General features: G+C 71.0%; 22 protein-coding genes. 4 read left to right on the top strand and 18 right to left on the bottom strand.

What is annotated here, in order from left to right; all coding sequences use genetic code 11:
- Together C2L59_RS18370 and eccCa are read right to left on the bottom strand one after the other, a co-directional pair.
- The coding region (locus tag C2L59_RS18370) for an Hsp70 family protein (protein ID WP_146060398.1) at positions 1-1,270 on the bottom strand (1,270 nt) is incomplete at its 3' end.
- 112 nt (positions 1,271-1,382) lie between these two features.
- On the bottom strand, positions 1,383-5,393 hold the full coding sequence (gene eccCa / locus C2L59_RS18365; protein WP_103350722.1) for a type VII secretion protein EccCa: 4,011 nt from the start codon (positions 5,391-5,393) through the stop codon (positions 1,383-1,385).
- A 484-nt stretch (positions 5,394-5,877) separates the two neighbouring features.
- On the opposite strand from eccCa, the gene eccD reads away from it, so the two are divergent.
- Together eccD and mycP are read left to right on the top strand one after the other, a co-directional pair.
- The gene (gene eccD, locus C2L59_RS18360) at positions 5,878-7,242 is read left to right on the top strand and encodes a type VII secretion integral membrane protein EccD (protein WP_103350721.1); all 1,365 of its coding nucleotides are present in this window, start codon (positions 5,878-5,880) and stop codon (positions 7,240-7,242) included.
- A gap of 20 nt (positions 7,243-7,262) precedes the next feature.
- Complete coding sequence (gene mycP, locus C2L59_RS18355; RefSeq protein ID WP_103350720.1) at positions 7,263-8,861, top strand: type VII secretion-associated serine protease mycosin; 1,599 nt, start codon at positions 7,263-7,265, stop codon at positions 8,859-8,861.
- Positions 8,862-8,863: 2 nt separating this feature from the next.
- Here the strand turns inward: mycP and C2L59_RS18350 are convergent, their stop codons facing one another.
- The 3 genes from C2L59_RS18350 to eccB form a co-directional block, all read right to left on the bottom strand.
- Positions 8,864-9,889, bottom strand: a complete 1,026-nt coding sequence (locus C2L59_RS18350; RefSeq protein WP_103350719.1) for a WXG100 family type VII secretion target — start codon at positions 9,887-9,889, stop codon at positions 8,864-8,866.
- A complete protein-coding gene (locus tag C2L59_RS18345; protein ID WP_233223551.1) occupies positions 9,886-10,200 on the bottom strand; it encodes a hypothetical protein in 315 nt (104 codons plus the stop codon). Before C2L59_RS18345 ends, C2L59_RS18350 begins: the two co-directional genes overlap by 4 nt.
- Before the next feature lie 64 nt (positions 10,201-10,264).
- Positions 10,265-11,902, bottom strand: a complete 1,638-nt coding sequence (gene eccB, locus C2L59_RS18340) for a type VII secretion protein EccB (RefSeq protein ID WP_103350717.1) — start codon at positions 11,900-11,902, stop codon at positions 10,265-10,267.
- Positions 11,903-12,646: 744 nt separating this feature from the next.
- On the opposite strand from eccB, the gene eccE reads away from it, so the two are divergent.
- Together eccE and C2L59_RS18325 are read left to right on the top strand one after the other, a co-directional pair.
- Positions 12,647-13,882 (top strand): type VII secretion protein EccE, encoded by a 1,236-nt coding sequence (gene eccE, locus C2L59_RS18330; RefSeq protein WP_103350724.1) that lies wholly within the window; start codon positions 12,647-12,649, stop codon positions 13,880-13,882.
- On the top strand, positions 13,879-14,598 hold the full coding sequence (locus tag C2L59_RS18325; protein WP_103350716.1) for a hypothetical protein: 720 nt from the start codon (positions 13,879-13,881) through the stop codon (positions 14,596-14,598). Before eccE ends, C2L59_RS18325 begins: the two co-directional genes overlap by 4 nt.
- Before the next feature lie 53 nt (positions 14,599-14,651).
- Here C2L59_RS18325 and truA read toward each other — a convergent pair whose 3' ends face one another.
- From truA to C2L59_RS18260, 13 genes are all read right to left on the bottom strand, one after another.
- A complete protein-coding gene (gene truA, locus C2L59_RS18320; protein ID WP_103350715.1) occupies positions 14,652-15,479 on the bottom strand; it encodes a tRNA pseudouridine(38-40) synthase TruA in 828 nt (275 codons plus the stop codon).
- 73 nt (positions 15,480-15,552) lie between these two features.
- Positions 15,553-16,110 (bottom strand): 50S ribosomal protein L17, encoded by a 558-nt coding sequence (rplQ, locus tag C2L59_RS18315; protein ID WP_103350714.1) that lies wholly within the window; start codon positions 16,108-16,110, stop codon positions 15,553-15,555.
- Positions 16,111-16,154: 44 nt separating this feature from the next.
- A complete protein-coding gene (locus C2L59_RS18310; RefSeq protein ID WP_004558887.1) occupies positions 16,155-17,225 on the bottom strand; it encodes a DNA-directed RNA polymerase subunit alpha in 1,071 nt (356 codons plus the stop codon).
- 106 nt (positions 17,226-17,331) lie between these two features.
- Positions 17,332-17,937 (bottom strand): 30S ribosomal protein S4, encoded by a 606-nt coding sequence (gene rpsD, locus C2L59_RS18305; RefSeq protein ID WP_103350713.1) that lies wholly within the window; start codon positions 17,935-17,937, stop codon positions 17,332-17,334.
- A gap of 23 nt (positions 17,938-17,960) precedes the next feature.
- Positions 17,961-18,368 (bottom strand): 30S ribosomal protein S11, encoded by a 408-nt coding sequence (rpsK, locus tag C2L59_RS18300; RefSeq protein WP_004558885.1) that lies wholly within the window; start codon positions 18,366-18,368, stop codon positions 17,961-17,963.
- An 18-nt stretch (positions 18,369-18,386) separates the two neighbouring features.
- Complete coding sequence (locus C2L59_RS18295) at positions 18,387-18,572, bottom strand: hypothetical protein (protein WP_004558884.1); 186 nt, start codon at positions 18,570-18,572, stop codon at positions 18,387-18,389.
- Positions 18,569-18,949: a 30S ribosomal protein S13 gene (rpsM, locus tag C2L59_RS18290; protein ID WP_004558883.1), complete on the bottom strand. Its 381-nt coding sequence runs from the start codon at positions 18,947-18,949 to the stop codon at positions 18,569-18,571. The genes C2L59_RS18295 and rpsM overlap by 4 nt, the downstream gene beginning before the upstream one ends.
- Before the next feature lie 206 nt (positions 18,950-19,155).
- Complete coding sequence (rpmJ, locus tag C2L59_RS18285) at positions 19,156-19,269, bottom strand: 50S ribosomal protein L36 (RefSeq protein WP_004558882.1); 114 nt, start codon at positions 19,267-19,269, stop codon at positions 19,156-19,158.
- Positions 19,270-19,360: 91 nt separating this feature from the next.
- Positions 19,361-19,582, bottom strand: coding sequence for a translation initiation factor IF-1 (gene infA / locus C2L59_RS18280; RefSeq protein WP_004558881.1), 222 nt, complete (start codon positions 19,580-19,582; stop codon positions 19,361-19,363).
- 283 nt (positions 19,583-19,865) lie between these two features.
- Entirely contained in the window at positions 19,866-20,642 is a 777-nt protein-coding gene (map, locus tag C2L59_RS18275; RefSeq protein WP_103350712.1) for a type I methionyl aminopeptidase, read from the bottom strand.
- A gap of 44 nt (positions 20,643-20,686) precedes the next feature.
- Positions 20,687-21,241: an adenylate kinase gene (locus C2L59_RS18270; RefSeq protein WP_103350711.1), complete on the bottom strand. Its 555-nt coding sequence runs from the start codon at positions 21,239-21,241 to the stop codon at positions 20,687-20,689.
- Entirely contained in the window at positions 21,238-22,545 is a 1,308-nt protein-coding gene (secY, locus tag C2L59_RS18265) for a preprotein translocase subunit SecY (protein ID WP_103350710.1), read from the bottom strand. The genes C2L59_RS18270 and secY overlap by 4 nt, the downstream gene beginning before the upstream one ends.
- Positions 22,546-22,926: 381 nt before the next feature.
- Positions 22,927-23,484, bottom strand: a 558-nt coding sequence (locus C2L59_RS18260; protein ID WP_233223550.1) for a hypothetical protein, incomplete at its 5' end; no start/stop codon positions are given.

Here is a 23,484-nt window from a genome sequence, read left to right as displayed (position 1 = left end):
TGCGCGGCGGGGCCGGGCGCGGGGCGACGTCGCCGGGCCGGACGACCTCCGTGCGCTGCGCCGCCGGGCCGGCCGGCGCCGCGCCGAGCCGGGCCATCGCTTCGCCGGGCAGCGCGCCGGTGCGGTCCGGGTCCACCAGCACCGCCCGCAGCGCGCCGCGCGCGACGACCGTCTCGGGCTGGTCGAGGCTCGTCGGCACGACGCCGGTGCGTTCGTGCACCAGCCGGGAGATCATCGGGATCCGGCTCGACCCGCCGACCAGGAAGATCGCCGTGAGCTGCTTCGGCCGCAGGCCGGCGTCGCCGATCGCGGCGACCGTCAGCTCGACGGCCCGGCCCAGCGGCGCCGCGATCAGCCGTTCGAGGTCCTCACGGGTCACGTGCGCGTCGGCGAACGGCGGCGGCATGGGCACGTCGGTGTAGGCGTGCCGCGACAACGTCTCCTTCGCGCCCCGCACGTCCTGGCGCAGCACGCGGCGCCGGCGCCGGTCGACCAGCTCGCGCCCTTCGACGAGCTGGCGCCACGCGTCGGTGTCGGCCGCGGACACCAGGGACCCGATGTGCTCGAGCAGCGCCTGGTCGATGTCCGCGCCGCCGAAGCCGGGATCGCCGCGGGTGGCGAGCACCTGGAAGCCGCCGCGCTGCGGACGCCCGGCGCGGTCCCGCCCGGTCTCCGGCGGCAGCCGCCGCACCACGCTGACGTCGACCGTGCCGCCGCCGAGGTCGAGCACCGCGAGCGCGTCGCCGGGGCGGCCGCTGAACTCGACGGTGCGGTCGTTCGTCACGTCCTGCGGCGCGAACGTCGCCGCGTGGTAGACCGCCGCCGCGACCGGCTCGGGTACCAGCGCGACCTCGCGCGCCAGCCCGCCCGCGGCCTGCCGCAGCAGCCGGGTGCGGATCGCGCCCCAGTCCGCGGGGTGAGTCAGCACCAGCAGGTCGATCTCGGCGTCACCGGCCAGCCGGCGCGCCTCGGCCACCGCGCGGCCCAGCACGGCGTGCACGACGTCGGTGACCCGCAGGACGTTCTCGCCGAGCAGCAGCTCGCCCTCGTCGATCCGGCGCTTCGGGTTCGGCTCGTACCGCGACGGGTCGACGGCCGCCTGCCGCTCGGCCTCCTGGCCGACGAACAGCGTGCCGTCCGCCGCCGCGTACACCGCCGAGGACATCAGCGGCTGGCCGTCGATCACCACGACCTGCGGCTCGCGCCCGTTCACCGAAGCGACGACGCAGGTGCTCGAGGTCCCGAAGTCCACCGCAACCCGGACCGTCACCAGCAGCTCCCGAAGACAACACAGTTTTCGTCGCGTTCCCCCGCGCCCAGCCGGCGGGGCGCGTCCCCGGGGAGGAACCTACCCCCCACCCGCGGGCGCCCCACCGCCGTACCTAGTCGGGCTGGATCCACGACACCTGGATGAGCTGCTTGCCGAACTTGCGGGTGAGCATGTTGCCCCGGCCCGGCGGCATCGCGCTCGCTTTGATGTTGCCGACCAGCGCACCTTCGTCGCGCGAGCCGTTCATCACCATGCCCGGCGCCGCGATCTCCTTGAGCTTGCCGATGATCGGGTCGTACATCGCCTTGCTCGCGCCACCGGTGCGCCGCACGACCACCAGGTGCAGGCCGACGTCCTTGGCCTGCGGCAGGAAGTCGGAGATCTTCCGCAGCGGGTTGGTGCTCGACGTGGCGACCAGGTCGTAGTCGTCGACCAGGATGAACAGCTCCGGGCCCTTCCACCACGACCGCGTCTTCAGCTGTTCCTGCGTGACGTCGGGGCCGGGCAGGCGCCGCGTCATCGAGTTGAAGACGTCGTTGATCATGCTTTCCAGCTGCGCCGCCGACACCGCGTACCCGAGCAGCGAGTCGCCCTGGACGAACCCGAGCATCGTGCGCCGGTAGTCGACCAGCAGGATGAGTCCTTCCTTGGCGGTGTAGCGCTCCGAGATGCCCCGGGCGATCTGCCGCAGCAGGTTCGTCTTGCCCGACTCGCCGTCCGCGAACGCGTAGAAGTGCGGCTCGGCGTTGAAGTCGAGGTAGATCGGCTGCAGGTCCTCTTCGTTGACGCCGATCGGGATGAGCTTGGACTCCCGTGCGCCGTCGAGCTTGAGCACGTCCTCGTAGGTGATCAGCTCCGGCAGCAGGCGGACCTGCGGCGCGACGCGGCCGCGCCAGGCGCCCTTGATCTTCGCCACCGCGTCGGCCACGCCGGCCGCGATCGTCTCCGGGTCGCTGGAGCCGTCGATCCGGGGCAGGCCGCCGAGCATGTGCAGCTTTTCCCGGGTCAGGCCGCGGCCCGGGCGCCCGGCCGGGATGTTCACCGCGATGCGCCGGTCGATGTCCGACTCGGTCGGGTCACCGAGGCGCAGCTCGAACCGGGTGCCGATCATGTCCTTGATCGCCGGGCGGATGTCGGCCCACCGGTTGGCGGCGATGACGACGTGCACGCCGTAGGACAGACCCTGCGTGGCGAGCCGGGTGATCGTGGCCTCGAGCTCCTCGAAGTCGTCGCGCAGGGCGCGCCAGTTGTCCACGATCAGGAACGCGTCGCCGAAGGGGTCCTGGTCCGCCCGGATCTCGCCGCGGCGCTTGCGGTTGCGGAACTCGGTCATCGAGTCGATGCCCATCGCCCCGAACCGGCCTTCCCGCTCGGTGAGCAGGGTGGTCAGCTCGGCCACGATCCGGCGGGCCTTGTCCGGCTCGCGCCGGGCCACCGCGACGCCACCGACGTGCGGCAGGTCCGCGAGCCCGGCCAGGGTGCCACCACCGAGGTCGAGGCAGTAGAACTGCGCTTCCTCGGGCGTGTGCGTCAGCGCCATCGACATGATCAGCGTCCGCAGCATGGTCGACTTGCCGGTCTGCGGGCCGCCGACGATCACGCCGTGCCCGGCCGCGCCGGAGAAGTCCGCCCAGAGCGGGTCGCGCCGCTGCTCGTACGGCCGGTCGATGATGCCCAGCGGCACCTGCAGCCGCCCGTTGCCGAAGAAGCCCACCGGGGACAGGCCGCGGTCGTCGGTCGGGTTCAGGTTCGGCAGCAGGGTGTCGAGCGAGTTCGGGTCCTTCAGCGGCGGCAGCCACACCTCGTGCGCCGGCGGGCCCTGGCCCACCAGCCGCGAGACGATGACGTCGAGCTCGCTGGGTTCGACCGCCTCTTCCGACTGCGGCTGCTGCGGCACCGGCGCCTCGATCTGCTGCGGCTCCGGCTCCTTCGGCAGCTCGACGAAGTCCGGGACGAACAGCTGCGGCCGCTTGTCCGCGCGGACCACGGTCGCCGCCGGGCCCGCCGCCTTGAGGCCGGCCGGCCGGTACGGGCCCGAGACGTAGGCCGCCTTGAACCTCACCAGGGTCGACGTGTCGTACTTGAGGTACCCGCCACCGGGGACCGACGGCAGCTCGAACGCGTCCGGCACGCCGATCGCGGCGCGGGACTCCGCGGCCGAGAACGTCTTGAGGCCGATCCGGTACGACAGGTGCGAGTCGAGGCCGCGCAGCTTGCCCTCTTCGAGGCGCTGCGAGGCGAGCAGCATGTGCATCTGCAGCGACCGGCCCAGCCGGCCGATGGCGACGAACAGGTCGATGAAGTCCGGCTTCGCGCTCAGCAGTTCGGAAAACTCGTCGCAGACGATGAAGAGCGCGGGCAGCGGGTCGAGGTCGGCGCCGTTTTCGCGGGCTTTCTCGTATTCCCAGACGTTCTTGAAGTTGCCGCCGTTCTTCAGCGCTTCCTGACGCCGGTTCATTTCGCCGGCCAGCGCGTCCTTCATGCGGTCGACCAGCGTGACCTCGTCCGCGAGGTTGGTGATGACCGCGGAGACGTGCGGGGCCTTGTCCAGGCCCATGAACGTCGCGCCACCCTTGAAGTCGACGAGGACGAAGTTCAGCGTGCTCGACGAGTGCGTGGACAGCAGGCCGAGCACCAGCGTGCGGAGGAACTCGGACTTGCCGGAACCGGTGGCGCCGATGCAGAGGCCGTGCGGGCCCATGCCTTCGGCGGCGGCTTCCTTGATGTCCAGCTCGACCGGCTGGCCGTATTCGCCGACGCCGAACGGGACGCGGTAGCGGTCGCGGATCGGCCGCGGCCGCCACGCCTGCTGGACGTCGAAGGTCATCGGGTCGCCCGGGATGCCGAGCAGCTCCAGCAGCGACGGGTTGGACAGCAGCGGCTCTTCGTCGCCGATGTCCTGGCCCGCGGCACCGCCGACGCGGTACGGCGAGATGAGCCGGGCGAGCGACTCGGTCTCGACCAGGCTCAGGGTGTCCGGGCGGCCGAACCACTCGACGCCGCCGGCGCTGCGCGCGCCCAGCCTGTCGGGCTCCACGACCAGCCGGAGGCCGCGGCGGGCGGCGAGGTTGCCGAGGGAGTCGGACAGGTCGATCAGCGTGACGCCGACCAGGCCCTCCTCCAGGACGATCTGCTCTTCGCGGGTGACCTCGGCGTCGTCGATGATGATGACGACGTGCGGCTGGTCCGGCGCCGGCGTGGCGTTGCGGGAGAAGCGCTGGCGGTCACGGAGTTCTTCGTCGAGCCAGTCTTCGATCTGGGCCAGCGAGCCGGCCATCATGCGGAGCTGGCCGATGCCGTCCGACAGCGTGGGGTGCTGGACGTGCGGCAGCCACTTCGCCCACTCCCACTCCTCCTTCGCCCGGCCCGCGGTGGCGACCGCGATCAGCACGTCGTCGGGGCTGTGGAAGGAAACCAGCTGCGCGAGCATGGCGCGGGTGAGGCCGCGGGTGAGCGCGCGGTCGCCCTGCATGCTGACCGCGGCGAACCCGCGCAGGGTGATCTGGGTGGGCAGGTCGGGAACGATCGAGTGCGCGCGCACGAACCGGCGCAGCGCGAGGGTGGCGATCGGCTCCAGCTCGTCGACGGGCCCGGTCTGGGGCGGGACCAGCCGCGTCGCGAGCCGGTGCGAACTGCGCCCGACGCGCAGGTGCAGGAAGTCCTGGTCGTTCTGCCGTCGTTCCCACATCCGGCGGCTGGCGGCGAGCGACCAGAGTGACTGGGGGTCGGGGTGCACCCACTCCAGGGCGGCACGCTGGTCGACCATGGCTTCGCGAGCCCGGTCGCGCATCTGGCCGAGGTAGCGGAGGTAGTCCTTGCGGTCTTCGTCCATCTCGGCGCGCTTGGCGCCGCCGCCCTTGCCGCCACCGCCGGCCATCATCCCGAGCGTCCCGACGACCATCATGCCGCCCATGGCCATCATCATCGGGTTCCGCCCGGAGGCGGTGAACATGAAGACCATCATCCCGATCGACGCGAAGATCATCACGATCGGCAGCGCCTTCATGACGATGTTCCCGGGAATGACCCGAGGCACCTCGGGCGGCGGCTCGAGGTGCACCTCACCGCCCGGCGGACGCGGTGCCGCCAGCCGCGGCGACTTCTTGAACTGCAGCGTGCTCATCGAAGGACCCCTCTTCAAACTCGACGATGGCGGCCACCGCAAGGTGTGCGGACAACCTATCGAACGGCCCTGGGGAATTCCGCCGGATGCCGGAACCCTCGTGAACGCTGCCCGTCGTCGTCAGGCGAGTGTACGGCCCGGCACCGACAGTAATGTGGCGATCGCGGCGCTGAGCTGTGGTTGCCGCCGAGATCCGCGTGCCCCGGACACCGCACTCCGTACCCCCGCCCGCGCAGCGCCGAGCGAGCGCAGGGCGCGGAGTGCGGTGGCCAGCCGCCCTGCGCGAAACAAGCGGCCGAAAACCCCCGGCGGCCCAGCCCACCCGCCACCGATACCTCGGGCGTTCCGGCGCTGAGCTGTGGTTGCCGGTGAATTTCGGACGTTCCATGATGCCCGCGCCGGGGTTCGGTATAAGTTCCCCCGGGAGCAGTATCGACCGAGCGGGGGCAGTGCAGTGGCCACGGGCACGACAGTTTTCAGCAGGGTGACGGTCGTCGCGCCCTCCACGCGGATCGATGTTGCGCTGCCCGCCGACGTTGCCGTGGCCGATCTGCTGCCGATGCTGCTGGACATGGCCAAGGAGACCTCGGCCGACGGTGGGGCGCGGCACGGTGGCTGGGCGCTGGCCAAGCTCGGCGACGCCCCGCTCGACCCCAGCCGGACGCTGGCCTCGCTCGGCGTGGTCGACGGTGAGCTGCTGCAGCTGCGCAAGCGCAACGAGAACCCGCCGCCGCCGCTGTACGACGACGTCGTCGACGCCATCGCCGAGTCCTCCCCCGACAGCTTCCGCCCCTGGACCAAGGAGACCGCGAACCGGTTCGGGCACGTCGCCGGCGGGCTGGCTTTGTTCGCCGCCGCCATCGCGTTGTTCATGAGCGGGTCGCTCTACGGCGGCAACGCGCTGGGCGCGGCCATCGCCGGCGGCATCGGCGCGATCGCGTGCGTCGCGGTCGGCGCGACGCTCGCCAAGGGCTACCAGGCCGAGCCGACCGGGGTGCTGATCGCCGCCGCGGGTGGCCTGCCGCTCGCCTTCGTCAGCGGCTTCTACATCGTGCCCGGCCTGTCGATGCGGGCGAACCTGCTGCTCGGCGCGGTCCTGGTGATCATCGTCGCCTCCGTCTGCATCATGGTGATCGGCGCCGGCATCACGACGTTCATCGCGGCGGCCACCGCGGGCACGTTCGGCGGCCTGGCCTTCCTCTTCGGCACGCTCGTCGCGCACCCCGCCGCCGGGATCGCGGCCGGCACCGTCGCGGTCGCCCTCGCCTGCATCTCGATCCTGCCGCGCGCCACGATCTGGCTCGCGAAGCTGCCGCTGCCGCACGTCCCCAGCAACGCCGAAGAGCTGAAGGAAGACTCCGGCTTCCCCGACTACCGGGCGATCGAGCGCCGCACGGCCGTCGCGCACAACTACATGACCGGCCTGATGGTCGGCTGCGGGGCGACCGTCGCGGTGTCCGCGATCATCGCCGCCACCGCGCCGGGCGCGTTCGGGATCATCCTCGGCGTCGTCGCGACGCTCGTCCTGCTCCTGCGCGCCCGCGCGTACGCCAACGGCAGCCAGGCCATCGCGCTGCTCACCACCGGCCTGGTCTCGGCCACCGGGATCGCCATCGGCTGGCTGATCACGGCCGACGCGCAGCACCGCCTGCTCTACGTCTTCGGCGCGCTGGTCCTGCTCGCCGCGGGGGCGCTCGTGGTCGGCGTCATCTTCCCGAACCAGCGGTTCTCGCCGCCGCTGCGGCGCACCGTGGAGATCATCGAAGCGGTCTGCATCGCGTCGGTGCTGCCCCTCGCCCTGGGTGTGATGGACCTCTACACCACCCTGCGGCACCTGAACTTCAAGTGACCGGATCGGGTGAATCTCCGATGGCAGCAGCACGGCGTCCCGGCGCCACCCGGCGGACCACGACGGCCCTGCTGGCCGGCACGATCGGCCTCCTGTCGCCGCTGGCGCTCGCGGTGCCCGCGTGGGCCCAGGCCGCGCCGGCCGACGGCTACTTCGCGACGCCGCCGCCGGTCGACGACAGCAAGCTGATCCCGGACTCGGGGGGACCCGACAAGCGGTACAAGCAGACGAAGGGCTGCGTGCAGCGCAGCACCCTCGGGCAGAACATCGAGATCAAGAACCGGCCGTGGGGCCAGGAGTACCTGCAGATCTCCAAGGCGCAGGACATCGTCAAGGCGGCCACCGGCAGCGCCGGCGGGGGCGTCAAGGTCGCGGTGATCGACACCGGCGTGACGAAGCACCCGTGGTTCCAGGAGCGGCTCAAGTCCGGCGGCGACTACGTGGCCACGCCGACGAAGGGCCAGCAACCGGGGCTCGAGGACTGCGACGGCCACGGCACCGAGGTCGCCGGGATCATCGGGGCGAAGCCGGACAACCCGGAGGTCGGGTTCGTCGGCGTCGCCCCGGACGCCACGATCGTCTCCTACCGCCAGCTCAGCGAGAACTACGAACCCGACACGTCGACCCCGACACCGCCGCCGCCGAGCAGCACCGGGGGCACGCCGTCGTCGAGCACCAGCCCGCCGCCGGGTAGTGGCGGCGGCAGCGGCGAAGGCGACGGGACGTCGCCCGGCCAGTCCAACGGCGGCCGCCAGCTGGAGAAGGCGGGCACCGCGGGCACGTTGAAGACGCTGGCCGAGATTATCCGCGGCATCGCCGACCGGCACGAGGCCGACGTCATCAACATGTCGGTCGACAACTGCCGCCCGGCCACCGGTTCGATCACCGAAGGCGAGCAGCAGGTCCAGGCGGCCGTGCACTTCGCGGCGAAGGCGGGCATCGTGGTCGTCGCGGCCGCCGGCAACGCGACGGACACCTGCCCGCAGAACGACCAGCCGGACGCGCGGAAGCCGAAGACGATCGTGACGCCGCCGTGGTTCGCCGACGACGTGCTGTCGGTCGGGGCGATCGACGAGTCCGGCGGCGTGGCGCAGTTCAGCGTGCACGGCCCGTGGGTCGGCGTCGCGGCGCCCGGCACGAAGATCATCTCGCTCGACCCGGCCGAGGGGTCGAGCAGCCTGGCGAACCTGACGTTCGAGAACGGCGACAAGGCCAGCGAAATCCAGGGCACGAGCTTCGCGGCGCCGTACGTCGCGGGGCTGGCGGCGCTGGTGAAGGCCAAGTACCCGCAGCTCGACGCCAAGGGCATCATCAACCGGATCAAGGAGACGGCCCAGCACCCGGCGGCCCCGGGCGGCCGCGACAACTTCGTCGGCTACGGCGTGGTCGACCCGGTGGCGGCGCTGACGCAGGTGCTGCCGTCGGAGGTGGGCAACCAGGCCCCGATCCCGGCCCCGCAGCTGGCCCAGCTGCCCCCGGCGAACGACCACAGCTCGACCCCGGTGATCGTGGCGCTGGCCGGCACCGCGGGCGGCGTGCTCGCCCTGCTGATCACGCTGTTCGTGATGCACACGATCCGCCGCAACCGCCCGGCCGAAAGCGGCCCCCGCCGCCGCTGAGGTCAGTTCGCGGGCGGTGCCGGGGGTTTCTTCGGCTGCGGGTTCTCGTCCTCGCCGATCACCGGGGGTGCGACCAGGCCCGGTTCGCCCAGCAGGTCCGCGGACTTCGTGACCGGGCGCGTCTTCGACGGGCGGCGGCCCTGGCCGCCCGTGCCGAAGGCGCCGAACCCCATCATCGGCATCATCGGCATGCCGGACGACGACGAGCTGTGGTCCGGCTCCGCCGGTGGGGTCTGCGGGGCCGGCGGCGCGTCGGCGGTCGCACCCGGGTCGGCCGCGCCCGTGTGGCGGCCCTCCGCCGGGTCGCTCGCCGAAGACGGCGTCATCACCTCGTCGGCCGAGGCCGGAGGCGCGACCGAAGCCGGATCCGTGCCTTCACCGGCTTCGTTCAACGCGTCGTCGTGGAGCTTGAACTTCTCCTGCGGGTAGCGGTGCCGGATCTCGATCGTGCGCGACGCCGCGTCGGGGTCGTCGACGCCGTCGCACAACCGGTCGAACGCCTCCAGGACGTCACGCGCGGTCTCGTACAGCGCCTTCGCCGAGTCCTGCGTCTCCTGCAGCTGGGCCCGGACGCGCTGGGTGCCGCCGCTCGGGAGCAGCATCGTCTCCGACGTCAGCTCCGCCGCATCCACCAGCACTTCCACCAGGTCGACGACGATGTGGCGCAGCGTTGTCACCAGGTCGTCGAGCGCGGCGGCCAGGGTGGTGAGCGCCTCCTGGAGGTCGCCGCCCGCCGCGCCGATTTCGCGCATGTACGCCACGAACGCGTCCGCGTCGCGGCCCTCCCAGCCCGCGTCGAGGCGGCCGAGCTGGTCGTCGAGGCGCGTGGAGACGTCGGCCGCGGCCGACGCCGCCTGGCGCAGGCGGTCGGCCTCGGCGCCGAGGTCGGCCCAGCGGCCGAGCAGCGGCCGGAAGTACGTCTCGACCGGGTCGATCAGGCCGAGCTGCTGCGCGAGGTCCGAGAGGTAGTCCAGGTACGGTTCGGCGGCCGCGGAGATGTCTTCGCCACCGGGGGCCACGGCGGTCATCCGAGCCGCCCGGCCCGCTTGATGAGCTCGGCGGCTTCGGTGTCCTGACCGCCGTGGCGGACCGTCACCTGCCGCAGCGCCTCCGCGGCCGAGCGCAGCGCTTCGGCGCCGTCGGCCAGCTGCCGCCGCAACGCCCCCGCCGCGCGCCCGTACGACGCACCCAGGCCGATCTGCGCGCCCAGTGCCCCGTAGGACTCGTCGGTGACGTCGCCACCGACCTCGGTCGCCGCCGCGTCCAGGTCGTCCGCGGCGGCGTCGGCCGTCACGGCGTACCGGGCGACGACCACGCCGTCCATCCTCAAGCCGGCCACGGCACCTCCGCTCGTTGGAACGACGTTCGAGCGTGGGACGCCCGCCGGGGCCCGGCGGTTCCGCTCAGTTGCCCGGCTGCGCGGCCGCGGTCGGGTAGGTGCCCGCGTTCGGGTCGATCGGCACCGAGTCGAACTGCCGCAGCACGTCCTGGGTGTTCAGCGACGCCCCGGTCGGCAGCAGGCCGATGATCGACTCGGGGGCCGGCTGCCGGTTGTTCAGGCCGATCGCGTCCGCGGTCTGCGCGTCCGGGACGCTGTAGCGGACGCCCCGGTCGGAGATCAGCTGGATCTGGCCCTTGCCGAAGCTGGCCTTGCCGGTGGCGGACTGGACCACCGCGGCGAACCCGGGCTTGAGGTAGAAACCGTTGAGCGGCACCCGGTTCGGGCCCGGCGTGGTCACCGTCATCGGGCTGAACTTGTCGCCGGTGCTCTTCTGGCCGGGCAGCTGGGTGTCGACGTACACCGAGGTGTGGCCGTCCTGGTCCGGGCCGGACCCGACCAGCGACCAGCCGAGGCAGGCGACCGAGGAGTTCTTCGTCGCGTCGAGGACCGTCGGCACCGAGCGCGGGAAGTCGTCGACCGGGATGTAGTCGGGGTCGGTGGGCTGCAGGGTGTGCACCCCGGCGAGCTTGTCGGGGCCAAGCGTCTGGATCCGGCCGGAACTGCCGTTCTTCGCCACGCGGATGATGTCGGCCACCGCGTTGGACACCCGCTGGATGCCGCCGCGGGTGATCGCCCAGTAGTTCGGCGTCGTCTCGCCGGCCTGCTGGGTGGCGAAGACGTCGCCCGTGGTCAGGCCGTCGAAGTTGGCCGGGGCCGTCCCGTCCGCGATCTTCGGCGGGCTCAGCTTCGCGACCTCGGGGATCGCGTTCAGCAGGCCTTGCGTGATCTTCCGCGGCGTGGGCGGCAGCTGCAGCGCCGTCCGGACGGCGTCGTTCGGGTTGTCGACGTCGATCTCGGCGCGCACGGTGTTCGCGTTCGGCCGGTTGCGCGAGCTCGGCAGCCGGTAGACGAGGTAGGTCTTGCCGTTGTCGGCCTTCGCCAGCAGGGCCTCGTTTTCGCCCAGCTCGGTGCCCAGGCCGGTGGGCGCGATGCCGCCGAAGACGTAGGTGTTGGTCCGGCCCGTGTCGGGGTTCGGCAGCGACGGTTCCAGCTGGACCTGGTCGCAGACCGCCCAATTGGGGGTGATCCGCTGGGAATCCGTCGGGATCAGCTGCGGGCCGTCCGGAATTCCGGTCAGTTTGTCGCGCGGAATGTCCTTCAACTGCTCGTCGGAAACGACCGTGGGATTCTTCACACTGGCCGCACCCGCCGCGGCCGGGGCGGGCGTCGCGGCCGCGCCACCGGTGCCGCCGCCGGGCTGCTTGCTCTGCGCCAGCAGGAGAAGGCGCGCCGAGGCGAGGTTGAAGGTCGGGATCAGCTTCCGCGGGTTTCCCGTGACGACGTAGACGGTGCCGGACTGCTCGCCGATCACGATGTTCCCGGCCGCGGGCACCGACGGCGCCGGGCTGAGCAGCCCCCAGACGACGAACACGATCATGCCGAGCGCCCCCAGCACGACACCGACGATCGTGGCCCGCGTGTGGGTGCGCATGGGGTCGTGCAGCATCACCGCGTCCCGCCGGACCAGCGCCGACTGCATCCGCCGCAGGACGAACTGGTACGCCTGGACCTGAGACTTAGTCGTGGGTGTTGATGGCATTCTCGACCTACAGCTCTCCCCGTCACGGTACGGTTCCGCAGGATAGCCGTACGGGGACCGTCTGGTGTGGGGTTTCTACCAACTCGGACTAGGGTCGGGCACCCCGGGACCCGGCTTCCGGGTACGCAGCAAGCACGAGGGGAAGAGAAAGCGGCGATGTCCGTCACCAACCCGCCACGTCCGCCTGGTCCGCCCGGGCCCCCGCCGCCCGGTCGCCAGCCGGGCCCGCCGCCGCGGCCGGGCAGACCCGGTGGTCCGGGCGGGGTGCCGGGCGGCCCTGGCGGACCCGGTGGCGTTCCCGGGGGCCCCGGCGGGATCCCGGGCGCTCCTGGTGGCCCCGGCATGCCCCCGCGCGGCCCTGGCGGCCCCGGCCCGGTTCCCGGCGGCCCCGGCGGACGCCCCGGTGGTCCCGGCCCCGGCGGCCCAGGCCCCGGTCCCGGCGGCCCGGGTGGTGGACCCGGCGGACCGGGTAGCGGCGGTCCAGCTGGTCCTGGCGGACCCGGTAGCGGCGGCCCAGGTGGTCCCGGCAGCGGCGGACCCGGTGGGCCCGGTGGCGGCGGACCTGGTGGGCCCGGTGGCCCCGGTAGCGGCGGACCTGGTGGGCCCGGTGGCCCCGGCAGCGGCGGCCCTGGCGGACCCGGTGGGCCCGGCGGCGGTGGCCCCGGCGGTCCCGGTGGCGGCTCCGGCGGCCCCCAGGGGCCCGACGACAGCGGTCCCGCCACTCCCCCGTCCGGTCCGGCCCGGATGGCCCCGCCCGCGCGGCGCCGGTCGGCCGGCGTCACCCTCGGCCCGCTGCCCGTGGCCAACCTCGTCGTGCTCGAAGTCGGCCTCGCGATCGGCCTGGTGCTGCTCGCGATCGACATGTCGCTCAAGTACGTCGGCATCGGCATCGTCGCCTTCGCCCTCATCGTCGCCCTGCTGCGCTGGCGCGGCCGCTGGTTCACCCAGTGGGTCGGCCTGACGCTGCGCTACACCTTCCGCTCGCACGACCGCGTCGCGAACCCGCTGCCGCCGAGCAGCGTCGAGGCCATGGCCGCCGAAGAGACCACGGTGACCGGGCCCGACGACGCCCGGGTGAACCTGCTGCGCATCGCCGTGCCCGACCTCGTCGTGGCGCACGGCGTCGACCACGAACGCCAGCAGGTCGGGCTCGCTTGGAACGACGGCACGTGGACGGCGGTGCTGCTCGTCGAGCCGACGCCGGCGCTGATCACCCAGGCCGACGGGGCGCCGAGCCTGCCGCTGTCGGCGCTCGCGCCCTGCCTCGAGGACCGCGGGGTGGTCCTCGACTCCATCCAGATGATCTGGCACTGCTACCCGGGCAGCGCGGCGCTGCCGTCGGACTCGCCGGCGCTCAGCTCCTACATGGAGGTACTGGGCCCGCTGCCCGCGGCGGCGCGGCGGACGACGTGGGTGGCGATCCGGCTCGACCCGAAGCGCTGCCCGGCGGCGATCCGCGAGCGCGGCGGCGGCGTCGTCGGCGCCCACCGCGCGCTGATCGGCGCGCTGTCCCGCGTGCGCAACGCCTTGGAGTCCCAGGGCGTGCCGACGCGGCCCCTCGACCCGGACGAGCTGCTGCGGGCGAGCATTTCGGCCGCCGAGCTGACTTCCGTGGCCGGTTCGCCGGCGAAGGTGACGCTGCAGGAACGCTGGTCCGGCGTGACCGCGGCCGGGATCGGGCACGCGAGCTACGCCATCACCGGCTGGCCGAAGGGCAAGGTCACCAGCAGCCTGAACGCGCTGACGAGCGTCCGCGCGCTGTCGGCGACGCTGGCGATGTCGATCTCCCCGGCGTCCGACGAAGGCAAGATCGGGCTGCGCGGCGTGGTCCGGCTGAGCGCCCGCAACCCGCGTGAGCTCGACGCCGCCGACCAGCGGCTGCACGGGCTGTCCGAGCGGCTGGGGGTGGACCTCACGCCGCTGCGCGGCCTGCAGGTCTCCGCGTTCGCCGCGACGTTGCCGATCGGAGGTACGGCATGAGCTCCCGCGTCCGCGACGCCGGGCAGAACAGCGGGGTGGCACCGGAGTTCACGGTGGACCCCGCGATGCTCGACGCGATCAGCCCGTCCGGCGACCGCGGCGGCATCGTGCTCGGCTCGGGCCTCAAGGGCGAGCCGCTGACCATCTCGGCGCTGCGCTCGACGCCGACGCGCATCGTGCTGGTGGGCGGGCTGTACCTGGCCCGCCAGGTCGCCATGCGCGCGATGGCCGTCGGCGCGTGGGTCGTGGTGGCCACCGGGCGCCCGACGGAGTGGCAGGTGCTGTCCCGCGCGGCCGGCAGCCGCGACGGACGGCCGTCACCGCTGGTCCAGATCCGCCGGCTGTCCCCGGTCGAGCTGCCGCGGCCGTCGGAGGACGCCCCGCTCCTGGTGGTGACGGACGGCGGCCCGACCCCGCAGGACCTGTTCCCGCCTCGTTCGCCGTGGCAGACGACGGTGTACGTGCTGCCGTACCTGCACCCGCAGGCCGGCATGACGGCCAACGCGGCGGATCTGGTGCTGATGCAGCGCCTCCCGGCCGGCCAGGCCGAGCTGGCGGGCCGCATCTGGAACCTCCCGCCGCAGATGATGCGCCAGCTGACGATGCTGAAGGACGACCAGGTGGTGGCCCTGGGCCGCAACCTCTGGCGCCCGCTGAGGCTCGTGACGACGAGCAAGGAGCAGCAGCTCCTGGGCCCGGTCCGCCGCGGCGACTGAGATCAACCGTTCGTGAGGGCGCCCTCGGGCCACGAGGGTGCCCTCATGGCGTTTCAGGGAGACGTGCGGACGTTCCTCGTCTGTTCCGCCCGCGCGGCCAGCTCGGCGTCCGGCGGGTAGTCGACGCCGAGCAGCGTGAGGCCGTGGGCCGGGGCCACCGCGCTGTCGCGGATGCCGCTCTGCAGGACCTTTCCGGGCCACGCGTCGGTTCGGCGGCCGTCGCCGACCAGGAGGAGCACGCCGACCAGGCTGCGGACCATCGAGTGGCAGAACGCGTCCGCCGAGACGCGGACCTCCAGCAGGTGGTCGTCCACCCGCTCCCACTCCAGGCGCTGCAGCTCGCGGATCGTCGTGCCCGTTTCGCGCTGCTTGCAGTACGCCGCGAAGTCGTGCAGGCCCAGCAGCTCCGCGGCCGCGGCGTTCATCGCGTCCGTCGACAGTGGACGGTTCCAGGCCACGGTGTCGTTGCGGCGCAGCGGGTCCACGCCCCAGGGCGCGTCCGAGACGCGGTAGCGGTAGTGACGGCGGATCGCCGAGAACCGCGCGTCGAACCCCTCGGGAGCGATCCGGGCACCCAGCACGCGGACGTCACCCGGCAGCAGGCGGTTCCAGCGGCCCGTCATGCGGTCCAGGTCCGGAATGCCCTCCGGGGACACGGGAAGCCGCCCTGAAGGCTCGGAAAGGGGCACCACGTCGACGTGCACCACCTGGCCCGTCGCGTGCACGCCGGCGTCCGTGCGGCCCGCCACGACGACGGACTTGGGTACCGAAGCACCCGGCGGCTGCCGCTGCAGGGCCTCCTCCAGGACGCCCTGAACCGTCCGGCGGCCCGGCTGGCGGGCCCAGCCCGAGAAGTCCGTGCCGTCGTAGGAGACGTCCAGGCGCAGACGAACGAGCCCGCCCTCCCCGAAGGGAGTGGCGGGCTCGTCCGGTGTCGAATCGGCCGTCAGGACGTCAGTCCTTCTTGGCGTCGGCGTCGGTCTCCTCCGAGGCCGGAGCCTCGGTGGTCTCCTCGGCCTTGGCCTCCTCGGCCGCCGGAGCCTCCTCCGAAGCGGCGGGCGCCTCGGTGGTGGTCTCCTCGGCGGCCGGGGCAGCAGCCTTCTCGTCCTTGGCGAACTTCGTCTTGCGAGCGCGCTCGGCTTCCGAAGTCACCGTCTTCTCGGCCACCAGCTCGATGACGGCCATGGCGGCGTTGTCGCCCTTGCGCGGCATCGTCTTGGTGATCCGGGTGTAGCCACCCGCGCGCTCCGCGAAGTGCGGGCCGATCTCGGCGAACAGCTTGTGCACGACGTCCTTGTCACGGACGACCTTCTGCACCTGACGACGGTTGTGCAGGTCGCCCCGCTTCGCCTTCGTGATCAGCTTCTCGGCCAGCGGGCGGACCCGGCGGGCCTTCGCCTCGGTGGTCGTGATCTTGCCGTGCTCGAACAGCTGCGTGGCCAAGTTGGCCAGGATCAGCCGCTCGTGCGCGGACGACCCGCCGAGCCGGGCTCCCTTGGTAGGGGTGGGCATTGGTTCTCCTACTAGTTCAGCTCGCAGCGTCCAGGCACAGAGCCCTAGAGCTGCTCGGTCTCTGCGTAGTCCTGGCCATCGTCGTGGCCGTCCGAAATCCCGTCGGCGATGCCACCGACACCCTCCGACCAGCCTTCACCGTCGTAGCTGGCGGCCGCCGCGGTCGGGTCGAACCCGGGCGGGCTGTCCTTCAGCGCGAGGCCGAGGCCGACGAGCTTGAGCTTGACCTCGTCGATCGACTTGGCGCCGAAGTTCCGGATGTCGAGCAGGTCCGCCTCGCTGCGCGAGACCAACTCGCCCACCGTGTGGATGCCCTCGCGCTTGAGGCAGTTGTACGACCGGACGGTGAGGTCCAGGTCCTCGATCGGCATCGCGTAGGCGGCGATGGTGTCCGCTTCCTGCGGCGACGGGCCGATCTCGATGCCCTCGGCGTCGACGTTCAGCTCGCGGGCGAGACCGAACAGCTCCACCAGCGTCTTGCCGGCCGACGCGACCGCGTCGCGCGGCGTGATCGACGGCTTGGTCTCGACGTCCAGAATCAGCTTGTCGAAGTCGGTGCGCTGCTCGACACGGGTGGCCTCGACCTTGTAGGTCACCTTGAGCACCGGCGAGTAGATCGAGTCGACCGGGATCCGGCCGATCTCCGCGCCCGCCTGCTTGTTCTGCAGGGCCGGAACGTAACCGCGGCCGCGCTCGACGACGAGCTCGATCTCGAGCTTGCCCTTGCCGTTCAGCGACGCGATGTGCAGATCCGGGTTGTGCACGGTGACACCCGCCGGCGGCACGATGTCGGCCGCCGTGACCTCACCCGGGCCCTGCTTGCGCAGGTACATGGTGACCGGCTCGTCCTCTTCCGAGGACACCACGAGCTCCTTGAGGTTCAGGATGATGTCGGTGACGTCTTCCTTCACCCCGGGAACGGTGGTGAATTCGTGCAGCACGCCGTCGATGCGGATGCTCGTCACGGCCGCGCCCGGGATGGACGACAGCAGCGTACGACGCAGCGAGTTGCCGAGCGTGTAGCCGAAGCCGGGCTCCAGCGGTTCGATGGTGAACCGGGAGCGGGTCTCGTTGACCGTCTCTTCGCCGAGAGCCGGCCGCTGGGAAATCAGCATTTCTTCCTAATTCCTTTCCAGACGACGCCCGCCATATGACGTCGAAGGGATGGCGCGGCGGCGGCGCACCTGTTGCGCCGCCGCCCGTATTCCGACCGGGGCCGGACTACTTCGAGTAGAGCTCGACGATCAGCTGTTCCTGAACCGGAACGTCGATCTGCGCACGCTCCGGGAGCTGGTGGACCAGCACGCGGAGGTTGGACTGGACGACCTGCAGCCACGCCGGGATCGGGCGGTCGCCGAAGGACTCCTTGGCCACCACGAACGGCAGCATCGCGAACGACTTCGGCCGCACGTCGATGATGTCCCACTTGGTGACCTGGAACGACGGGACGTTCACCTTCTGGCCGTTGACCAGGAAGTGGCCGTGGCTCACCAGCTGACGCGCCTGACGGCGGGTGCGGGCGATGCCGGCGCGGTAGATCACGTTGTCCAGGCGGGACTCGAGGATCTGGAGCAGGTTCTCACCGGTCTTGCCCGGACGCCGGACGGCTTCCTTGTAGTACCGGACGAACTGACGCTCGAGAACGCCGTAGGTGTAGCGAGCCTTCTGCTTCTCCTGCGACTGCAGGAGGTACTCGGACTCCTTGATGCGCCCGCGGCCGTGCTGGCCCGGCGGGTAGGGGCGACGCTCGAAAGCCTGGTCGCCGCCGATGAGGTCAACCTTGAGGCGACGCGAAATACGCGTCGCGGGGCCGGTGTAACGAGCCATTTCTTCTTACTCCTCCCCGTTCCTCAGACCCGGCGCCGCTTGGGCGGGCGGCAGCCGTTGTGAGGCTGCGGGGTCACGTCCTGGATGGTGCCGACCTCGAGGCCGGCCGCCTGCAGCGAGCGGATCGCCGTCTCGCGGCCCGAACCCGGGCCCTTCACGAAGACGTCGACCTTCTTCATGCCGTGCTCGGCAGCCTTGCGGGCCGCGTTCTCAGCAGCCATCTGCGCGGCGAACGGGGTGGACTTGCGGGAGCCCTTGAAGCCCACGTGCCCACTCGACGCCCACGCGATCACGGCACCGGTCGGGTCCGTGATCGAGACGATGGTGTTGTTGAAGGTGCTCTTGATGTGCGCGTGACCGTGCGCGACATTCTTCTTTTCCTTGCGGCGGACCTTCTTGGCCCCGGCCGCAGTACGAGACTTCGGTGGCATGTTCTGAGGGTTCTCCTGTTAGCGCGCGTTCTCTTGGTGAGCGGCGACCGCTTCGGCCTGGCCGCGCCGGATGATCGAACCGGCGTCGGTGTACAGGTTGCGGAGCGCCATCGGGCGGGCGTAGAGCGCCTTGGGCGAGACACAAGCCGAGCCGCGGCGGTGAACGCCACCCATCTGCACGACCTTCTTGCCCTGGACGCTCACTTCTTGCCAGCCTTCTTCTTGCCGGCGACCGTCTTCTTCGGACCCTTGCGGGTGCGGGCGTTCGTCTTCGTGCGCTGACCACGGACGGGAAGTCCGCGGCGCCAGCGAAGGCCCTCGTAGCACCCGATCTCGATCTTCCGACGGATGTCGGCGTTCACCTCACGGCGAAGGTCACCCTCGACCTTGAAGTTCTCTTCGATGTACGTACGCAGCTTCGCGAGGTCGTCATCGCTGAGGTCCTTGACGCGGGTGTCCGCGTTGAGCTCGGCAGCCTTGATGAGCTGCTTCGAGCGGGTACGGCCGATGCCGTAGATGTAGGTAAGCGCGATCTCCAACCGCTTTTCGCGGGGGAGGTCTACGCCAGCGAGTCGTGCCATTGGCGTTGATGCTCCTTCTTCGGTTTCATCTTCAGGTCTGCTCCCCGTCCGGTTCCGGGACCGACTCGCCTGTCGTGCCCTCGGCTTGCGCTTCGGGTGTCCCGGCCCCGGCCTGAAGCCCGGGGGTGAACCGGATCATTCGCATGACCCGGCAGGTGCGGGGAGGTTGTGTAGCCGTCAATCCACTCTGCTCGAGTGCTTGGCGATCAGCCCTGCCGCTGCTTGTGCCGCAGGTTCTCGCAGATCACCATGATCCGGCCGTGACGGCGGATCACCTTGCACTTGTCGCAGATCTTCTTGACGCTCGGCTGGACCTTCACGTCTTCTGCTCTCCTGCTTCTGTGACATCCGGGGCTTCGCCCCGGGCCGGGGGCTCCGCCACCCGGAACCCCCGAAGGCTACTCGTCGTGATCACTTGTAGCGGTAGACGATGCGACCACGAGAGAGGTCGTAGGGCGAGAGCTCCACGACAACCCTGTCCTCGGGCAGGATGCGGATGTAGTGCTGCCGCATCTTGCCGCTGATGTGTGCCAGGACCTTGTGACCGTTCTCCAACTCGACGCGGAACATCGCGTTGGGGAGCGGCTCGACTACGCGGCCTTCGACCTCGATGGCCCCGTCTTTCTTCGCCATGTCCTCCGCATTTCCTTGTCAGCTGCACTGCCTTGTCAGCAACGTCGGCCGCCACACCCGTGATCAACTCGAGCACTAGTGCCGGGTTGGGGTGGTGCGTGGCACACTGGTGCCCGGCTCCCTAGACCGTGAATTCACGAGCGCGCAGGATCCGGGCGCGATAAGTGCGCCGACTTGACAGTGTACGCAGGTCGTGTCGCGACCCCCAAACCGGGGGTGACCATGCTAAAGGACCGTGCAGGTGGACGTGATGGCGATCACCTCGTGTGGGTGAAAGCGCGGGTCAGGCGTCTTCCGGCGCGGTGAGCACCCAGGGGCCGTCTTCGGTGATCGCGACGGTGTGCTCCCAGTGGGCCGCGCGGGAGCCGTCGGCCGTGACGACCGTCCAGCCGTCGTCGAGCTCGCGGGTCTCGCCGCCGCCGCCGGTCAGCATCGGTTCGATGGCCAGGGCCATGCCCGGCTTGAGCCGCGGGCCCTTGCCCGGCTTGCCGACGTTCGGCAGGAACGGGTCCATGTGCATCTGCCGGCCGATGCCGTGGCCGCCGTACTCGACGATCATCCCGTACTCGATGCCGTCGTCGCGGCCCGCGCGCTCGGCGGCGGACTGGACGGCGAAGGAGATGTCGGTGAGCCGGCCGCCGGGGGTGACCGCCTCGATGCCGGCCCACATCGCCGCCTCGGTGGCCGCGGACAGCGCGCGGTCGGCGTCGGCGACCTGGCCGATGGCCAGCGTGACGGCGGAGTCGCCGTGCCAGCCGTCGAGGATCGCCCCGCAGTCGACGGAGATGATGTCGCCGTCCGTCAGCACCTGGGACTTCGCCGGGATGCCGTGGACGATCTGCTCGTTCACCGACGCGCAGATCGACGCCGGGAAGCCGTGGTAGCCCTTGAACGACGGCACCGCGCCGGCGTCCCGGATCGTCTGCTCCGCCAGCTCGTCGAGCTCGGCGGTGCTGACACCCGGTTTCGCGGCGGCGCGGACCGCGGCGAGCGTGCGGGCGACGACCAGGCCGGCCGCCCGCATCGCCTGCAGCTCGTCCGGGGTCTTGACCTCGATCATGCGCCCGCGCCGGAGCACTTGCAGAACACGCAGTCCTCCGAGGTTCACGTGCGGTCGCGCAGGGCGTCCAGGACCCGCCCGGAGATCTCTTCGACGCTGCCGACGCCGTCGACGGTCACCAGGATGCCGGCGTAGTACTCCAGCAGCGGCGCGGTGTCCGACACGTAGATCTGCTGACGGCGGCGGATGACCTCTTCGGTGTCGTCCGCGCGGCCGCGCGACATGAGCCGCCCGACGACGACGTCCTCCGGGACCTGCAGCTGGATCACCGCATCGAGCGACACGTCCGCGTCGCCCAGGATCTCGCCGAGGACCTCGGCCTGCTTCGTGTTGCGGGGGAAGCCGTCGAGCAGGAAGCCGACCTTGGCGTCCGGCTCGGCGAGCCGCTCGCGGACCATCTCGTTGGTCACCGAGTCGGGGACGAGCTCACCCGAGTCCAGGTAGCGCTTCGCCTCCTGGCCCAGCGGGGTCTCCTGGCCGACGTGCGCGCGGAACAGGTCACCCGTGGAGATGTGCGGGACGCGCAGCTGCTCCGACAGGGCCACCGCCTGCGTACCCTTGCCCGCGCCGGGCGGACCCACGAGAACCAGACGCGTCACTTCAAGAACCCTTCGTAGTTGCGCTGCATCAGCTGGCTTTCGATCTGCTTCACGGTGTCGAGGCCGACACCGACCATGATCAGCACAGCCGTGCCACCGAACGGGAAGTTCTGGTTGTTCCCGCTACCGGTCACCGACAGGAAGAAGTTCGGAAGGATCGCGATGATGCCCAGGTACAGCGAACCGGGCAGGGTGATCCGGCCCAGGACGAAGCTCAGGTACTCGGCGGTCGGGCGGCCCGGGCGGATGCCCGGGATGAAGCCACCGAACTTCTTCATCTCTTCCGCACGCTCGTCCACGTTGAACGTGATCGTGATGTAGAAGTACGTGAAGAAGATGATCAGGCCGAAGTACAGCGCGATGTGCACCCAGCTGGACTGGTTCACGATGTAGTTCTTGACGAACACCTGCCAGCCGGAGTTGCTGTTCTGGTCGCCGACGAGGCGGCTGATCAGGTCCGGCAGGTACAGCAGGGACGACGCGAAGATGACCGGGATGACGCCGGCCTGGTTGACCTTGATCGGCAGGTAGGTCGACGTGCCGCCGTACATCCGGCGGCCGATCATGCGCTTGGCGTACTGCACCGGGATCCGGCGCTGCCCCTGCTCGACGAAGATGACGCTGGCGATGATCACCAGGCCGAAGATGCAGATCATCGTCAGCGCGATGCCGCCGCCGTTGGACAGGATGTTCCCGCCCTCGACCGGGATGCGCGCGGCGATGTTCAGGAAGATCAGGACGGACATGCCGTTGCCGACACCGCGCTCGGTGATCAGCTCGCCCAGCCACATCATGACGGCGGTGCCCGCGGTCATCGTGATGACGATGATGGCCAGCGAGTAGACGCTGTTGTCCGGGATGATCGGCGACTGGCAGTCGGGGAAGAGCTGCTTGCGGTCCGCGAGCGCGACCACTCCGGTGGCCTGCAGGATCGCCAGCGCGATCGTCAGGTACCGGGTGTACTGGGTCAGCTTGCCCTGGCCGGACTGCCCTTCCTTCTTCAGCTCCTCGAACCGCGGGATGACCACGGTGAGCAGCTGGATGATGATGCTGGCCGTGATGTACGGCATGATGCCGGTCGAGAAGAGCGACAGCTGCAGCAGCGCACCACCGCTGAACAGGTTCAGCAGCTGGTAGACGCCCTCCTGCTGCGCCTGGGAACTACAAGCCTGTACGGCACCGTATGAGATGCCGGGCGCCGGAATGGTCGCACCGATTCGGTAAACCGCGACGATGGCTAGCGTGAACAGGATCTTCTTGCGTAGATCCGGCGTCGCGAGAGCCGAGCGGAAGGCGCTGAGCACGCGGGGGACCTCCTCGGCGTCGTCGGCTGTCCTAACCGACGATCGGCTTGGCCGGCACGGTGGCCGGCAGGAACACACAGCACTACTGGCACGCAAGCCAGGAACGCTTCGGGGCACACTCGTCCCGAAGCGTGTCGCCGACTCTAACAGCTTCACAGGGCGTGTCCGCAGTCCGTGTGCGTTTTCCGTACCAAGGTTGCTCCGGCGGGTTGATCCACATCGCCGTCTTGGCCGTATTCCTTGACAGATCGGCTCAGGCGTCCGACACCGCGAGCGCGTCGGCGAGCCGCGCGATCCGGGTCGGAAATGCGCGGTGACCTGTGTTGAACGGCCGACCGGCCGCCGAGCAGGTTGTTCGCCCCCGGCGTAAGTGCCGCGCTTCTACCTGCCGTTGCCTGCTTCGGGCGTTTCGGGTGGCAGGACGGTGATGGCGACGCCGGAGGGTGGCGTCGGGGTGTCGGTGTAGGCGACGGCCGGATCGGCCCAGCCGGGTTGCCGCAGGGGCAGGCAGGCGAGCACGGTCGCGGCGGCCGCGGCGACGGTCCCGCCGATCAGCAGCCACATCCCGGGCGCGAGGGTGACGTCGAGCTGCTCGCCCCCGGTGGCGACGGACCACCCGATGCCGTCCATCCCGACGGTGGCGACCACCCCGGAGGCGAAAACGGCCCCCGCGGCGACGACCCACCGCCCGGCCCCGGGCCGCACGAAGAGGGCGAGCCCGCCGGCCACGAGCACGACGACGGCGAAGAGCAGCGGAATCCCGACCGGCGAGCCGGTCTGTTCGGCGACCTCCTGACCGGGGACCGCGAAGGAGCTGCCCCAGGCGGTCTCGGTGACGGTCATCTGGGCATCGAGGAACCGCTGGACGGGCCCGAAGCTCTGCTGGATCCGGAAGAGCGGCAGAAAGGCCCCGAGGGCGGTCATCAGGGCGGCGGCGAG

The sequence above is a fragment of the Amycolatopsis sp. CA-128772 genome (assembly GCF_002904295.1).
GTDB lineage: Bacteria > Actinomycetota > Actinomycetes > Mycobacteriales > Pseudonocardiaceae > Amycolatopsis.
The sequence above is the reverse complement of the archived record's forward strand: the minus strand, read 5'-3'. Positions and strand labels throughout refer to the sequence as shown.